Origin of the sequence: Kineococcus haloalkalitolerans (assembly GCF_050871905.1) — a bacterium.
GTDB lineage: Bacteria > Actinomycetota > Actinomycetes > Actinomycetales > Kineococcaceae > Kineococcus.
The window spans coordinates 76862-91648 of record NZ_JBJLSH010000004.1 but is presented as its reverse complement, the minus strand read 5'-3'; the positions used below and the strand labels follow the sequence as shown (position 1 = coordinate 91648).

Annotated in this window: 12 protein-coding genes; 5 read left to right on the top strand and 7 right to left on the bottom strand. The window is 70.3% G+C overall.

Features of this window, described 5'->3' with window-relative positions; all coding sequences use genetic code 11:
- Nucleotides 1-265 precede the first annotated feature (265 nt).
- The 3 genes from ACRYMY_RS03375 to ACRYMY_RS03365 all read right to left on the bottom strand — a co-directional run bounded on the left by ACRYMY_RS03375 (nt 266) and on the right by ACRYMY_RS03365 (nt 4120).
- On the bottom strand, nt 266-1201 hold the full coding sequence (locus ACRYMY_RS03375; RefSeq protein WP_432545858.1) for an NAD(P)-dependent oxidoreductase: 936 nt from the start codon (nt 1199-1201) through the stop codon (nt 266-268).
- Nucleotides 1202-1829: 628 nt separating this feature from the next.
- Nucleotides 1830-2714: an NAD(P)-dependent oxidoreductase gene (locus tag ACRYMY_RS03370; RefSeq protein WP_432545898.1), complete on the bottom strand. Its 885-nt coding sequence runs from the start codon at nt 2712-2714 to the stop codon at nt 1830-1832.
- A 56-nt stretch (nt 2715-2770) separates the two neighbouring features.
- Nucleotides 2771-4120 carry an NAD(P)H-dependent oxidoreductase gene (locus ACRYMY_RS03365; RefSeq protein ID WP_432545857.1) on the bottom strand — a complete coding sequence of 450 codons (1350 nt, stop codon included), beginning with the start codon at nt 4118-4120 and terminating at the stop codon, nt 2771-2773.
- Nucleotides 4121-4230: 110 nt separating this feature from the next.
- Here ACRYMY_RS03365 and ACRYMY_RS03360 point away from each other — a divergent pair, with 110 nt between their 5' ends.
- A complete protein-coding gene (locus ACRYMY_RS03360) occupies nt 4231-5277 on the top strand; it encodes a LacI family DNA-binding transcriptional regulator (protein ID WP_432545856.1) in 1047 nt (348 codons plus the stop codon).
- A 9-nt stretch (nt 5278-5286) separates the two neighbouring features.
- On the opposite strand, the gene ACRYMY_RS03355 is transcribed toward ACRYMY_RS03360, so the two are convergent.
- Genes ACRYMY_RS03355 through ACRYMY_RS03345 form a run of 3 tightly spaced genes read right to left on the bottom strand, consistent with a single transcriptional unit; the run spans nt 5287 to nt 8272 of the window.
- The gene (locus ACRYMY_RS03355) at nt 5287-6288 is read right to left on the bottom strand and encodes a TRAP transporter substrate-binding protein (protein WP_432545855.1); all 1002 of its coding nucleotides are present in this window, start codon (nt 6286-6288) and stop codon (nt 5287-5289) included.
- A 40-nt stretch (nt 6289-6328) separates the two neighbouring features.
- Complete coding sequence (locus tag ACRYMY_RS03350; RefSeq protein WP_432545854.1) at nt 6329-7648, bottom strand: TRAP transporter large permease; 1320 nt, start codon at nt 7646-7648, stop codon at nt 6329-6331.
- A 3-nt stretch (nt 7649-7651) separates the two neighbouring features.
- Nucleotides 7652-8272 (bottom strand): TRAP transporter small permease, encoded by a 621-nt coding sequence (locus ACRYMY_RS03345; protein ID WP_432545853.1) that lies wholly within the window; start codon nt 8270-8272, stop codon nt 7652-7654.
- A 417-nt stretch (nt 8273-8689) separates the two neighbouring features.
- Between ACRYMY_RS03345 and ACRYMY_RS03340 the strand changes: the two genes are divergently transcribed.
- Together ACRYMY_RS03340 and ACRYMY_RS03335 are read left to right on the top strand one after the other, a co-directional pair.
- On the top strand, nt 8690-10054 hold the full coding sequence (locus ACRYMY_RS03340) for an NAD(P)H-dependent oxidoreductase (RefSeq protein ID WP_432545852.1): 1365 nt from the start codon (nt 8690-8692) through the stop codon (nt 10052-10054).
- Nucleotides 10055-10157: 103 nt separating this feature from the next.
- Nucleotides 10158-10871 carry a FadR/GntR family transcriptional regulator gene (locus ACRYMY_RS03335; RefSeq protein ID WP_432545851.1) on the top strand — a complete coding sequence of 238 codons (714 nt, stop codon included), beginning with the start codon at nt 10158-10160 and terminating at the stop codon, nt 10869-10871.
- A gap of 32 nt (nt 10872-10903) precedes the next feature.
- On the opposite strand, the gene ACRYMY_RS03330 is transcribed toward ACRYMY_RS03335, so the two are convergent.
- A complete protein-coding gene (locus ACRYMY_RS03330) occupies nt 10904-11593 on the bottom strand; it encodes a GntR family transcriptional regulator (RefSeq protein ID WP_432545850.1) in 690 nt (229 codons plus the stop codon).
- Between the two features lie 95 nt (nt 11594-11688).
- Between ACRYMY_RS03330 and ACRYMY_RS03325 the strand changes: the two genes are divergently transcribed.
- Together ACRYMY_RS03325 and ACRYMY_RS03320 are read left to right on the top strand one after the other, a co-directional pair.
- The gene (locus ACRYMY_RS03325) at nt 11689-12546 is read left to right on the top strand and encodes a sugar phosphate isomerase/epimerase family protein (protein ID WP_432545849.1); all 858 of its coding nucleotides are present in this window, start codon (nt 11689-11691) and stop codon (nt 12544-12546) included.
- A complete protein-coding gene (locus ACRYMY_RS03320; RefSeq protein WP_432545848.1) occupies nt 12543-13331 on the top strand; it encodes an SDR family NAD(P)-dependent oxidoreductase in 789 nt (262 codons plus the stop codon). Before ACRYMY_RS03325 ends, ACRYMY_RS03320 begins: the two co-directional genes overlap by 4 nt.
- The last annotated feature ends 1456 nt before the right edge of the window (nt 13332-14787 follow it).

The window sequence follows — 14787 nt, the reverse complement described above, 5'->3', positions numbered from 1 at the left end:
AAACTAAGGTTCACTGATCGCTACGCACGCGCAGCGAAGCGAGTCACCTTGATGATCCATGATCATCCGCACCGCGCGGTCCTTGACCCCGGCCGGATGCTGCCTGCGCGTTATCGCCATTGTGACCCATCAGGAAGCGGCATCGAGGCCGTGATACTTGGTATCGCGGCACAGCAACGAGCGCTGGGTTGAGCCGTCGCACCAGCGCGTCACACCCACGTAGCGCGTGTGATGCATGCTCACGGCGGATCAGCGCGCCCAACCGTCAGTCATCGGTGGTGTAGGTTTCGACGACCCGCGAGTCGTCCCGCCGCTCCAAGCCACTGTCGGCCGCCTGCAAGAAGCGACGTCGAGCGGTATCGAGCAGTGGCGTCTGCGCACCGACGTCGGCCGCGGCCTCGGTCACCAGCCCGGAGTCCTTGACGAAGATGCCGATGGTGGACATGACCTCCACATCAGTGTCCTGCAGCATCCGCGGTCCACGGTCGCTGAGCATGAAGGATCCGGCTGCCCCGGAGGCGACCAGCGGCAGGACACGTTCGGGGTCCAGACCAAGACGTTCAGCCAGGGCGAGGCTCTCGGCAGCGGCGACGAGGTGCACCGAGCACAGGTGCTGGTTGACGAGCTTGATCGCCTGTCCTTGGCCCAACTCGCTGCCCACTTCGCGCACGGTGCCGAAGCGGTCCAACACGTCACGCACGGCTGTGAGGTCGCCGTCGGCGCCGGAGGTGAACAGGGTCAGTGTCCCGGTTCTGGCGCGCGCCACACCGCCGGTGACCGGCGAGTCGACGACACGTGCACCAGCCTGGACCAGGCGTGCCCCCTGGGTACGGACCGCATCCGGGCCCACGGTGCTCATGATGATCCAATGCTGCCCGGACAGGTTGGCCTTCGAGGCCAGGGCGGTCGTGACGACTTCTTCGAGTTGCCCAGGCGTAGCGACCATCACCACGGCGACCGCGGGTCGGTCGTCGTCGGGGACGGCGTCGAACGAGGAAGCGATCACGACGTCGTCTCGTCGGCTGAGTTCGGCCGAGGGGCAGGGGTCCACCGCGGTCAGCCGGCGGCCGGTGGCGAGCAATCGCAGAGCCATCGGCGTGCCGATGGCTCCAGTGCCGATGAAGGCGATCGGTGAAGCAGGCGTCAACGCGGACATGTCAGCCCTCCCGGGGAGAGACGGGTAGATCGGATGCAGGTTCACGTGCGCTCGTGGTCGCGACGGATCCGCCCGCAGCTGCCCAGCGGTGCGGTGGCGCAGCTTCGGAGACTTCGCGGTGGTGGCTCGTCCGTGGTCAAGAGTGGTGCTGTGGCGTCCTCGGCTGAGAGGCCGGCTTCGCGCTCCACGGCGTCGCCGGCACATCGCCGGCGGAAGTCCGACACGTGGTCCTCCAGCACGTGGCGCGATCGAGCCTCATCACTGCCGGCAGGGGCACACCGGCACGTGGTCAGGCCACTGCATGCGCAAGCTGGCGCACTCGGGACCGGAGGTGACGATCTTGAAGGGCGCGCCCACCCCGAACAGCGCGTCAGCGCGGGCGCTCGACCATGCGCGGGAGCCGTCAGGGAGCCGAGAGGGCACTGGCAGGCCTCCACAGCGGCAGTACTCTGATGCACACGGCTTGAGGGTCGGAGCGAGCAACGGACAGGGTCACCCCTGACAGCCGGAGTCGACGGTGACCTACTCCCCCACGACGCTGAGATTGCAGTCACGGGCGACGTCATCTCGCAAGGCGCGGAAAAGGATCCTGGCACAACAGCGCTCCATGCAACCGCCACCGGGGCGAGCCGACTCGATCGCCGCCACCTGGTTCGGCCAGCTCGGCAGTCGCTCACTCGAGGGATCCGCGCATCCTGCGGATCACCAACTGCACGGCTGTGTGATCGAGGTCACCGTCGCCGTCCTCGACCGCCCGCGCGAAGAGCTCGAGTACGCGATCAGTGACAGGCACCTCTATCCCTGCAGCTCGCGCTACCTCCTGCACAAACCCGAGGTCCTTGACCTGGTAGCGCGAGGTGCCGCCAGGAGTCCAGTCTTCCTCGACCCAGTGGTGGCCCTTCTGGCGCAGGACCTCGGAGTCGGCCAGTCCGCCCTGGAGCAGTTCGCGCACCACGGTGACGTCGAGCCCGCTGGAGCGAGCCAACCAGAGCGCCTCGGCGACGGCCGCCACGGTGGCGGCGACGACGACCTGGTTGCAGGCCTTGGCGAGCTGCCCGGACCCGAGCGGTCCGAGGTGGAGCACGACGGCGCCGAGGGCGTCGAGCACCGGAGCGACCTCAGCGACGTCGGCCTCGTCCCCACCGACCATGATGCTCAGCCGAGCCTCCGCCGCGCCCTGCACCCCGCCGCTGACGGGTGCGTCGACGACGCGCACCCCGTCGGTGGCCACCTCGTCGGCCAGCTCGCGGACCGCCACCGGCGAAACGGTCCCCATGACGATGAGCAGCGGCCGAGCCACTCCGGTCGTCCGCCACCCCGCCAGCAGGCCGGCTGGTCCGCTGAGGACCGCCCGGACGTCGTCGACGTCGGGCAAGACCGTCAGCACGACCGGCCGGGCCGCGCCGGCCGGATCGCCGGCCACGGTCACCCCGGCGCCGCGGAAGCGGTTCGAACGCTGCGGTGAGCGGTTCCACACGGTCAGGCGGGCACCGGCAGCGTGCAGGACGTCGGCCATGGGGGATCCCATCGCCCCCAGGCCCAGCAGTGCGACGTCCACCCCGGACGCGCCGGACGCGCGGTCCTCGCCGCCCCGGCCAGCTCCGCTGGGCGTCGTCACGGCGCCACCGCCTGGCGCGCCATCTCCTCCGTCTCGCGCCGCAGGGCGAGGGCCTGGTCGAGGGACTCGTCCAGCTGCACGTCGGAGGTGAGGACGACCTCGCCCTTGGCGACGTCGCGGAGCAGCGGGACGTGGTGGGCGAGGGCGACCGGCAACGCACCGCGCTCGACCGACCAACCGGAGGAGACGAGCTTGCCGTACACGGCGTAACCGCCCTCCCCATCGAGGGTGTCACCGGCGACGAGGTCCTTCTTCGCGGTGGCGACGACGTCGGCGTGGAAACCGCGTGGGCTTCCGGTGGCGACGCCGCGCAGCGCCGCGTTGGCGATGGTGACGTTCAGCTCGAGCCCCACGTAGTGGTACGGGCGGTAGAGGGCCGCGTACCGCCCCGAGGGGTCGGGGTGCCACGGGTACTCGGTGAAGCAGTCGGCCACGTAGTCGTTGGTGGCGCGGACGACCACGAACACGCCCTCCTGGGTGTTGTGCGGGATCCACTCGCCGTCGCGCGTGACGCTGGACATCACTTCGACGGTCCCGGAGTGGGCCAGCACGCCGCCGTCGGCGACAGGACGGCAGACGGTGGCGATCTCCTCCAGGCTGCCGGGGGTGAACGTCAGCCCGTCATCAGACGGGCGCAGGCCGGCCGCGTTGGCGACGGCCGCCATCTCGATCGCAGCCTTCGTCCCGTCGCGGAACGAGGTGTGCATGTAAGGGTTGAGCTGCCCGGAACTGGTCAGCTCCTCGGAGAACTCCCAGTTCTCCCAGACGTTGTCGGGGTTCATCTCGTGGTAGTGCGGCAGGTACTTGGCGCCCTTCCCGGCGCACACGACCTCGAAACCGGACGCACGGGCCCAGTCCACCAGTTCCCACACCAGGGCCGGCTGGTCTCCGTAGGCGAGGGTGTAGACGACTCCGGCGTCGGCCGCGCGCTTGGCCAGGGCGGGGCCGGCGAGCGCGTCGGCCTCGACGGTCACCATGACGATGTGCTTGCCGGTCTCGATGGAGCGCAGTGCATGCTGGATACCGACGACGGGGTTCCCGGTGGCCTCCACGACGAGGTCGATGTCGGCGTCGAACAGCTCGTCCGCCGAGCGGACGACAGCCGTGGCCCGGTGGTCGAGGGCGGCCGCGAGGTCGTCGACGACGTCCTCGGCAGGCCATCCGACTCGCGCGAGGGAGGTGCGCGCGCGCTCGGTGTCGAGGTCGGCGACAGCGACGACGTGGATGCCCGGAAGCCCCTGCGCTTGGGCCAAGTACATGGTCCCGAACCGGCCGGACCCGATGAGACCGACGCGCACGGGGCGCCCAGTGGCCTCGCGCTCCTCGAGCAGCTGGGACAGGTTCACAGGGTCCTCCTCGGTGACGGGTGCCGGGAACGGCTCCGCTCGACGCGGGCCGAGAGGCGATCCGACAACTGTAAACGGTTTCACTTTGTTTCACAACGTCCACCGCCGGTATGGTCGGAGCCGGCGGATCTCAGTACGGGAGGCAGCAGGTGTCCAGGTCAGCGACGATCCGTGACGTCGCACGGGCCGCAGGGGTGTCCACCGCAGCGGTCTCGCGAGTGCTCAACCCGGGCAGCGGTGCAGTGTCCTCCTCGACCCGCGAAAGGGTTCTCGCCGCAGTGGAAGATCTCTCCTACCGCCCGCGCACCGCGGCGCGGGAACTGCGCGGTGGGGCGCGGCCGACGCTCGCCCTCGTCCTGGCCGATGTCACCAACCCCTTCTTCGCTCAGCTGGCCGACCGCGTCGTCTGGGAGGCTCGCAGCCACGACGTCACGGTGCAGTTGATGACCACGCGCGAGGACCCGACACTGGAAGCCGAGAGCCTGACGGCACTGCTCCAACGGCGGATCGGCAGCGTCATCGCCACCCCCACGGGCGGGAACGTCGAGCGGTGGGAGGACCTGCGTGAGGCCGGGACGTCAGTCGTCTTCGTCGACCGCCGCATCGAAGGTTTCACCGCCGCGACCGTCAGCACGGCGGACGAGGAGTCGGGTCACGCGGCGGCCCAGCACCTCCTGCGTCTGGGGCACCAGCGCATCGGCGTCATCGCTGGCCCGTCCACCACGTCGACCGGCCGGGACCGGGTCACTGGTCATGCCCGCGCCCTCACCGAGCACGGCCTCACCCCCGATCCCTCGCTCGTGCACCAGGTGCCTTTCCGAGGCGACCAGGGCGCCGACGCGGTCAGCGCGCTGCTCGACACGGAGGACCCGCCGACCGCCCTCGTCGTGGCCAACACGGCCCAGGTGGTCAGCTCGATGCGGCGGCTGGCACTGCGAGGCGTACGTACCGGGCAGGACCTCTCCGTCGTCGTGTTCGACGACAACCCGTGGACCGAGCTGCACACGCCGGCCCTCACGGTCGTCCGCCAGCCGATCGGCCTGGTGGCCCGACACGCGGTGACCCTGGCGCTGCGCCAGGACGCGAGGGACCAGGTCCGCGTCAGGGCGGACCTGGTCCCTCGCGCCAGCACGGGTCTGGCGCCGGCAGCGAGCTGACGACGCGCGTCAACCCCGGATCTGCGCCACCCACTCCTGGACCTGCTCGGGCAGGCCGTCGACGACCGGCTGCGTCGCCTCGACCCAGGCGGGCCGGTCGGTGAGGTCGTGGAACGTGGCGCCCTGATCGACGAGCTGCTGCTCATAGTCCTCGATGTTCGCCAACGTCGTCTCGGTGTACTCCTCGCCGACCTGGTCGGCGACGGACCGGATGACCTCCTGGTCCTCTTCCGGCATGCCCGCCAGCGCCTCGTCCCAGGCGATGAAGTGGTAGTTGGCGTACATGTGGCTCGTCCGGGTGATCTCCGGCGCGACCTCGTGGATGCTGTTGAAGAGGATCGCGTCGAGCGGGTTCTCCTGGCCGTCGAGGACCCCCTGCTCCAGAGCCGAGTACACCTCGTCGAAGGCCAGCGCCTCCGAACGAGCCCCGAGCGCCTGCCACGTCGCGAGCATCGTGGGAGCGGACGGCGTGCGGATGGTCATGCCGGACAGGTCCGACAGCTGCGTCACGGGCTGCTTGGTCGTCAGCTGGCGCGGGCCCCGGTACATGTCTCCGAGCATGGTGTAGCCGGACTCGTCCGTGATCGCCTGCTTGATCTCGTCGCCGAGCTCGCCGTCCCACACCTCGAAGAACTGCTCGGGGCTCTCGTAGAGGAACGGCGCGGTCTCGACGCTGGACAGCGGCGTGTAGGCCTCGACCGACAGCAGGCTCTCGATGACGATGTCGGTGCTGCCCAGCTGGAGCCCCTCGATCATCTGCTCCCAGGTCCCCAGCGTGGACGCCGGGAAGACCTCGACGGTGATGCGCCCGCCCGACTCCTCCTCGACCATCTCGGCGAACTGCAGAGCTGCCGTCTGTCGCGGGTCGGTCTCGCTGCCGGCGTGGCCGAGCGTCAGCGTCGTCGTCGCGGCCCCGGACCCCGTCTCGGCGGTGTCCCCGGAGCAACCGGTCAGCACCAGGACGGCAGCGCTCAGGCTGGCGGCGAGGGCGGTCGTGCACTTGCGGTTCATGAGTGGGTCACTTCCTCGTGAGCGGTGCGGGTTGGTCTGGTCAGGCGCCGAGGACTGACGGCAGCCACATCGAGATCTGCGGGATGTAGGTGACGAGCAGCAGCACGACGATCCCGGCGAGGATGAACGGCGCCACGGCGCGGACGGCGTTCAGGACATTGCTCCCAGCGATCTCCGCTGAGAGCAGCAGGCAGATCCCCACCGGCGGGGTGATGAGGCCGATGCCGAGGTTGATGACGATGATCACCCCGAGGTGGACAGGATCCACCCCGAGCTCCACCGCCAGCGGCAGCAGGATCGGCGTGATGATGATGAGGGCGGCGTTCGCCTCGATGAACATGCCCACGACCAGCAGCAGCACGTTGATGAGCAGCAGCAGGACGAACGGGTTGGTGGTGAGCGAGAAGATCGCGTCGGCGGCGGCCTGCGGAACGCGCTCCAGGGTCAGCGCCCACGAGTAGAGCTGTGCCGCGGCCAGGACCAGCATGATGAGGCCCACCATGAGCGCCGATTCGGCCATGGCGTCCTTGAGGCGGCCCACGGTCAGCTCGCGGTAGACGAGCAGGCCCACGAGCAGCGAGTAGACGACCGCGATGGCTGCGGCCTCCGTCGGGGTGAACACCCCGCCGCGGATGCCGCCGAGCACCAGCACTGGCAGGAAGAGCGCCGGCAGCGCGCGGTAGAGGGACGGCAGGACCTTCGGCACCTGGTCCCGCGGGGTCTTGCCCACTTCCGAGGGGTCGCTCGACGCCTCGACGGCCTCGCGGGTCAGCCCGCGCCGGCGCACGGTCAGGTGGACGACCACCATGAGGACGGCGATGTACAGGAACGCCGGGACGACCCCGGCGAAGAACAGCTGGCCGATGGACGTGCCGCTGACGACGCCGTACACGATGAGCGTGATGCTCGGCGGGAGGATCGGCGCGACCACCGAGGACGACGCGGTGATCGCCGCGGCGTACGCGGCCCGGTAGTTCCGCTCCTTCATCGCGGGGATCAGAACACGGCCGAGGCTCGAGATGTCGGCCACCGCCGACCCCGACAAGCCGCCGAACATCAGCGACGCCAGCACGTTCGTCTGCGCCATGCCACCGCGCAACCGACCGACGAGGGCGTCAGCGAGGGCGAGCAGCCGCGCCGTCATGCCACCCGCGTTCATGATGCCGCCGGCCAGGACGAACAGCGGGATCGCGAGCAGCGGGAACGGAGTGATGCCGGCGACGATGCGCTGGGCGCCGATCGTCAGGGGCACACCTCCGAGAAGGACGAGAGCCAGCATCGACGCGGCCGCCAGCGCGAACCCGATCGGGACGCGCAGCAGCATCGCCGCGCCGAAGTTGCCGAGCAGGACGGGACCCATGCCTCAGCGCTCCTGGTTCGAGGGGTTGGGGGGGTTCTTCTGGTTCTGCGGGGCCTGGGGGTTCGGGCGTGGAGCCGGCTCGTCCGTCACGTCCTCGGAGGCCACCGCCGCCCCCGGCGAACGGGGCGCGCGGACCGTGACCCACCACGCCTCCACCGCGAAGAGGAGCGAGAGCCCCAGCCCGACCGGCACGGCCAGCGCGTTCCAGCCGAAAGAAATCCCGAGGCCCGGCATGGTCCGCCGGAAGCTCGTCTCCAGCCCCTGGAACCCGTACCAGGTCAGCGCGGCGAGCGTGCCGCAGACGACCACGGCGGCCACGGTGTCGACCACGACCCGGACCCACCGCGGGACCGGCAGGTACTCCCAGATGTCGAGCACCATGTGCCGGCCACGGCGCACGCCCAGGGCGATGGCGAACAGGGCGAGCCAGACGAAGCTCAGCGTGGCCGCCTCGGCGGCCCAGGCAGACGGCGTCTCGACGACGTAGCGCGCCAGCACCTGCCAGGTCACGGTACCGGCGATGACCGCCAGCAGGAGCACGCACAGCGCCAGCAGTGCACGGTCGGCGAGGTCGAACACCCGCGCCAGCGGGTTGCGGCGCCCGCCAGCGGGCGCCGCGGCCACTCCGGCGCCCCTAGGCTGCACAGCTGCCGGCCGCGCCCCTCCACCCGGAGTCGTGCGTGGCTCTGCCTCGGACATGTCGACCCCCTCGTCGATCGAGCCCACGCGGACGGGGGCTCCTGTGCTCGTCAGCGGCCGGTCGATCACCGGCTCACCGTCCGCCGGTGACCGGCCCGCGCCTGAGCGGGCCCGTCGAGCGGGTGGACTGCGTCGTGCGGCACATCACACCAACCCCGACGCGTGCTGTCAACAGTCAGCAGTTCATTGACAGACCGGATGGCGCGAGGCAGAGTTCCATTCATCTGTTTGGTCAGACCATCAGACCAAGCGAGATGGTCGCCCTGCGAGGTCACACCACCCGCAGACCGCACCGCCCGAAGGCGAACCGCCCCGCGCACCGCGCCTCGACGAGGAGACACCGTGAACCTGCACACCTTGCTCACCGCCCGCACCGCGGATCGCGGCCCCGTCCGAGTGGGGGTGATCGGTGCCGGCAAGTTCGCTTCGATGTTCCTCACCCAGGCCGCCGGGTCGCCCGACCTGCACGTCGTGGGGGTCGCTGACCTGTCCCCCGAGCGCGCTCGCGCCTCGCTCACCCGCACCGGCTGGAGCGCGGACCGGTTCGCGGCCACCACGTTCGAGGAGGCTCTGCGGACCGGTGGGACTCACGTCACCGACGACGCCGAGGCCCTCATCGACGTCTCCGGGCTGGAGGTCGTCCTCGAAGTCACCGGCAACCCCGTCGTCGGCGCCCACCACGCCGTGCGCGCCATCGACGCCGGCCGGCACGTCGTCATGGTGAACGTCGAGGCCGACTGCATGGTCGGTCCCCTGCTCGCCGAGCGCGCCCGGCGAGCAGGTGTCGTCTACACGATGGCCTACGGCGACCAGCCGGCGCTGATCTGCGAGCTCGTCGACTGGTGCCGCACCGTCGGCTTCGACGTCGTGGCCGCCGGCAAGGGCACCAAGTACCTGCCCGAGTACCACGCCTCCACGCCCGACACCGTCTGGGAGCACTACGGCTTCACGCCCGAGCAGCTCGCGGCCGGGGACTTCAACCCGAAGATGTTCAACTCCTTCCTCGACGGTACGAAGTCGGCGATCGAGATGGCGGCGGTTGCCAACGCCACGGGACTGCGCCCGCAGGACGAGGGGCTGCTGTTCCCGCCCGCCGGCGTGGACGACCTCCCGCACGTGCACGTGCCCGCGGGAGACGGTGGAGTCCTGACGCGCAAGGGCACCGTGGAGATCGCCTCCAGCCTCCACCGGGACGGCCGCGAGGTGGAGCGCGACCTGCGGTGGGGAGTGTTCGTCACCTTCGAGGCGAGGACCGACTACGCCGTGCAGTGCTTCGCGGAGTACGGGGTCAAGACCGACCGGTCGGGCAGGTACGCCTCCCTCTACCGGCCGTACCACATGATCGGCCTGGAGCTGGGGGTCAGCATCGCCTCCGCCGTCGTCCGGGGCGAAGCCACGGGCGCTCCCACGCAGTTCCTCGGTGACGTCACCTCGGTCACCAAGCGGCCCCTCACCCCCGGCGAGGTCCTCGACGGCGAAGGCGGCTTCATGGTCTACGGCGCGCTGGCACCCGCCGCCGCGTCGCTGGCGGCACGGGCGCTGCCGATCGGCCTGGCCCACGGCTGTCGGGTCGTGCGCCCGGTCCCGCAGGGGGCGACGCTCAGCTGGGACGACGTCGAGGTCGACGAGTCGCTCACCGCGGTGCGGCTGCGTCGGGAGCTGGAGACGACCACCGCAGCGGCCGCCCGGCAGCACGCCCCCGCGTGAGCGTGCCGTACCCGGTGGGCGACGATCGGTCGGTGACCCGGCGCAGCGACCCCCGCGGACGACGACCACCCCGAGGCCGAACACGTCGGCCTGCGAGCAACCGGTGAAGGAGGAGTGGGAGCCGGTCCGCAAGGTCAGGGCACACGAGCAGGTCATCGCCGAGGTCGAGCGGCGGATCGTCAGCGGAGCACTCCGCCCGGGCGACAAGCTGCCCAGCGAGCGGGAGCTGGCCCAGGTCCTCCAGGTGAGTCGACCATCGCTGCGGGAGGCGCTCCGGGTGCTGGAGGGTCTCGGCCTCGTCGAGGTGCGCCGCGGCGGACACGAGGGCGGGTCCTTCCTCGCCGAGTCCGCCGGCTCCGGCGTCGCCAACCTCCTCCGTCTGGAGCTCGCGCTCGGGCACTTCAGCGACCGCGACGTCCTGCAGACGCGACTGGCCCTGGAGACGTGGGTCTGCGGCGAAGCCGCGCGACGGGGCGACGACCCCGCCCTCGCTCCCCTCGACCACGTCCTGGAGCGGATGGACGACCCCGAGGTCCCAGCGCAGGAGTTCAACCGGCTGGACGCCGCGTTCCACGTCGGCATCGCCAGGGCCACCGGGAACGTCCTCACCGCCCACCTCATGGACTCCCTGCGGACCGCCATCGAACGGCAGATGGTCGCCGCCTACGACCGGCTGCCGGACTGGCGGCGGACGGCGCGCACGGTCCGCGCGGAGCACCGGGCGATCCTGGCCGCCGTTCGATCAGGGGATCCCGAGCGGGCACAGGACCTCATCAGTCGGCACATCCGCGAGTTCTGGGAGCTAGCCGCGCGGTGAGGTCGGGTCGTGCGTGACGGCGGATCCCAAGCTCAGACGTCCTGGGCCGGGCGCATGCGCCGCGTCACCGCGTCGGCCGCCTCCTGCATGTGCCGGCGCAGGAAGAGACGCCCCTCCTCCGCATCCGAGCGGGCGACGATGTCGAGCACCGGGACGTGCCGCTCGACGGCCATGTTGGACACGGCGGTCTCCGTCCCCGCCGCGGTGATCGCCGCCCGGGCCTGACCGCTGACGCGCAGCCACGAGTCCACGAGGATCTCGTTGCCGGACGCCCGGCAGATCACCTCGTGGAAGTGCAGGTCCCGGGAGACCATCTCGGCCACGGACCCGGCGGCGGCCATGCTGCGCAACGCCTCCCGCAGCTCCTCCAACACCGCCGCGCGGTCAGGCAGAGCGCAGACGGCCTCCATCGCGAGGGCCTCCAGCGCCCCTCGGACGGCGAACACGTCCTCGACGTCGCGTACCGACAAGGACCGCACGATGAGGCGGCCCCGCGCGTCAGGGACGACGAGGCCCTCCTGCTGCAGGTGGCGCAGCGCCTCGCGCAGCGTCCCCCGGCTGACCCCCAGCGACTCGCTGAGGTCCGTCTCCGCCAAGTGGGTGCCGGGAGAGAGCTGGCCGTTGACGAGGGCCACCCGCAGCTTCTCCAGGATGATCTCGCGGCGCGTCGACCGCTCGACCTTGCCCAGCTGCGGCAGCGGCCGCGTCCCCAGTTCTGTCACGTGACGACAGTAGCAACGCGAGTCACACAATGTTGATGGTTGACTGTCAACAGCCCTCGTCGTACCTTGAGGCCTCCTTCGACGGAGAGGGCCTCATGCCTCAGCTGCACGAGCGGATCATCTGCTCCACCATCTCCTTCCGACACCAGCCGCTCGCGGACGCCCTCGCGACGATCACGGGTCTCGGGTTCACCGGGATCGACCTCGGCGCCTTGCCTGGCGTCTGCGACCATGTCCCGTACAACCTCGACCACGCCGCGGTGCGGTCCGTCGCCACCACCGTCGCGACCTCTGGCCTCACCGTCCGCTCGGTCAACGCCGACATCGGCGACCTCAACGAGCCTCTCGACGACCGGCGGGCCGCGGACCGCCGCGAACACCTGGCCCGGCTGCTCGACCTGTGCGCCGCCACCGGCGCCACGGCTCTCGTCCTGCCCAACGGGCGCCAGGACCACTCGCCCGTGCGCGACCTCGACAGCGACCTCGCCCTCGTCGCCGACCAGCTCACCGCCGCCGCCGAGGAGGCCAGCAGCCGCGGGTTACGCCTGTGGGTGGAGGCTCCGCACCTCTTCCGACTCGCCCACGACGTCGACCGCGCCGCCGCCCTCTACGACCGGCTACCGCCCGGCATCGGCGCCGTGTGCGACGTCAGCCACATCGTCGCCTCAGGATCGAACCCGCGCCGGTTCCTCGAGAGGTTCGGCGATCGCACTGAGCACGTTCACCTGCGCGACGCCTCCCCCGGCGACATCCACCACAGCATCGGCCGCGGCGACGTCGACTTCGCCGACACCGTCGCCGCGCTGGCCGAAACCGGGTACGCGGGTTCCCTCTCGCTGGAGCTGGAGACCCGCGACATCACCCACGCCGAACGGCCGGCCGCCGCGCTCGCGGCCGGTGAGTACATCAGTGACCTGCTGCGCGCCCACCCCACCCAGGAGAACCGACCGTGACCACGCAGACGTCCCCCGCCCAGAGCACCGCCAGCACGCGCACCGCCGTCGTGACGGGCGCCGCGTCCCCCCGGGGCATCGGTCGCGCCACGGCCCGCCGCCTCGCCTCCGACGGGTGGGCCGTCGCCGTCCTCGACCTCGACGGCGACGCCTCGCAGGCGACCGCCGAAGAGCTCACCGACGAGTTCGGCGTCCCCGCCCGGGGTTTCACGGCCGACGTCACCGACGAAGCCTCCGTCGACGCCGCGGTGGCGGCCGTCGAGAGGGATCTACCCGTCATCGGCGGCCTGGCCAACATCGCCGGCGTCACCTCCCCCACGCGCTTCTTCGAGACCACGCTGGAGGAGTGGAACCGCATCATGACCATCAACGCCACCGGCACCTACGTCGTGACCAAGCGGGTGGCGTCCGTCATGCGGGACAACGGCTACGGACGCATCGTCAACATGTCCTCGGTCTCGGCCATCCGCGGTGGCGGTGTGTTCGGCGGCGTGCCGTACTCGGCGGCCAAGGCGGCCATCCTCGGCTTCACCCGCGCCCTGGCGCGTGAGCTCGGCCCCGTCGGTATCACGGTGAACTCGGTGACGCCGGGCGTCGTGGACACCGATATCCGGGCGGGCTCGACGACCCCGGAGCTGGAAGCAAAGCTCTCCGCGGATGTCCCCGTCGGCCGCCAGGCCACTGTCCATGAGATCGCCGCCTTGTTCGCCTTCCTCCTGCGGGAGGAAGCCGGCTACATCACCGGCGCGACCTACGACATCAACGGCGGCAGCCACATCTCGTGATGCGCTGCAGGGCCACGAACATCGCGGCCCCAGTGGGCGCCACCAGCAGGATTCGACGTGCGGGGCAAAGTGATGCACTGTCCTTGGCCGTTCTGACAGTCCAGCGGCTGACATGTTCGAGGGGCGAGGAAGCACCCCGGTGCGGTGTGGAGCTGCCTGACACCGTTCGCTCCCCCCTCTGGATGTTCTGGTGCCTCCCAGCGGTAGTTGCTCTTCGTGTCGAGAGCAGGGCACGAGGGTGTATTTGCGAATTCATCGGTGGAGCCGAGGGCGGGTCTGGGAGCTGGTCCCTCCGGAGATGCGGCACTGGACCCAGACCTGTCCCGTCGGAGCCGTCAGTCGCGGCCACTTGTTCTCCCGGGCTCGTCGAGAACCTCGGCAGCCGTGACATCGACGGCCTCGTCGACGAAGCCGACGACCATCGCGGTTCCCTCGTGGTGGCCTCCTCGTCGGCGACCCAACACCGGTGGACCACGTCGGGCAAGCGCCTCTGCGGGCGGCGGATCGCCTCCTCCGGTGATCGAAGCACCACGGATTCGGCACCGACTGCCAGGCGATCGCGATGACGGTGCCGCCCAAGCCGTACTCGACCGAGGTCACGGACCGAGCGGTACGGATGCTCCTGGATCACCGCAGCAGCTCCTCAGTGCGCGCGGCGTGCCTGACGACCAGGAGGATCTCGCGGACGACCCAGGTAAGACATCGTGCAGGTGATCATGATTTCGCCGCGAAAGCAGACGGCACTTCGCGGTCAGCCGTTGGCAGAGACACAGAAGTGCTTCAGGCGGTCGATGCAGGGCTCAATGTCGTTGAGCTGCTCCTGGACGTGTGGGATGCCCAAAGACATCGGGGGTGGTTCTTCGTCAGGACACGGGTAGCAGTCGGCGTGTCCGGACGTCGGTGACTATCGCCGTATTGAACCGTCGCCGGCCGGTGGTTCTGCCGTTGCCGACGTACCGGGGTTCGACCCGGGGCGGGCACGCTCGATGAAGGGTTCACCCGCGCGTCGGTGACGATGATCTTGTCGCCGTCGGCGGTGGCCGAGACCCGTCCGAAGTTGTGTTGCCCGTCGAACTCGCACTGGACCGGGCCGAGCAGGGACGTACCAGCGCTGATCCGGGGGCCTGGATCGGCACTGTCCCTGCAGCAGCGCGCTGCCCTGTTCCCGAGCTCTTCGCTAGCCCAGGTCCCGCCTGACTCGCGCAGCATCCCCATCCCCGACAGCTTCGAGTCCTCGGCGACGTCCTGGCCGACAGCACGTCCGCGACGTCGATCGCTTCGACATCGCGTCGGTGTCGACTGACGTCAGCGTGAGCCCCAGCGCTTTGGCGGTCGAAGAGATGACGCCCATCGACGCTCACCTCAACGCCCGTACCGACGCCTTGACCCGTTTCGTGCACACCTCGTCCGGTCCCACCCGTGCCCGGGTCCTGGTCGCGCTACTCACCGAGGGCGC

What these genes read in the sequence shown, in the direction of transcription:
- ACRYMY_RS03360 (WP_432545856.1), top strand. Translation starts at nt 4,231, where the DNA reads ATGGTCGGAGCCGGCGGATCTCAGTACGGGAGGCAGCAGGTGTCCAGG.
- ACRYMY_RS03355 (WP_432545855.1), bottom strand. Translation starts at nt 6,288, where the DNA reads ATGAACCGCAAGTGCACGACCGCCCTCGCCGCCAGCCTGAGCGCTGCC.
- ACRYMY_RS03350 (WP_432545854.1), bottom strand. Translation starts at nt 7,648, where the DNA reads ATGGGTCCCGTCCTGCTCGGCAACTTCGGCGCGGCGATGCTGCTGCGC.
- ACRYMY_RS03325 (WP_432545849.1), top strand. Translation starts at nt 11,689, where the DNA reads ATGCCTCAGCTGCACGAGCGGATCATCTGCTCCACCATCTCCTTCCGA.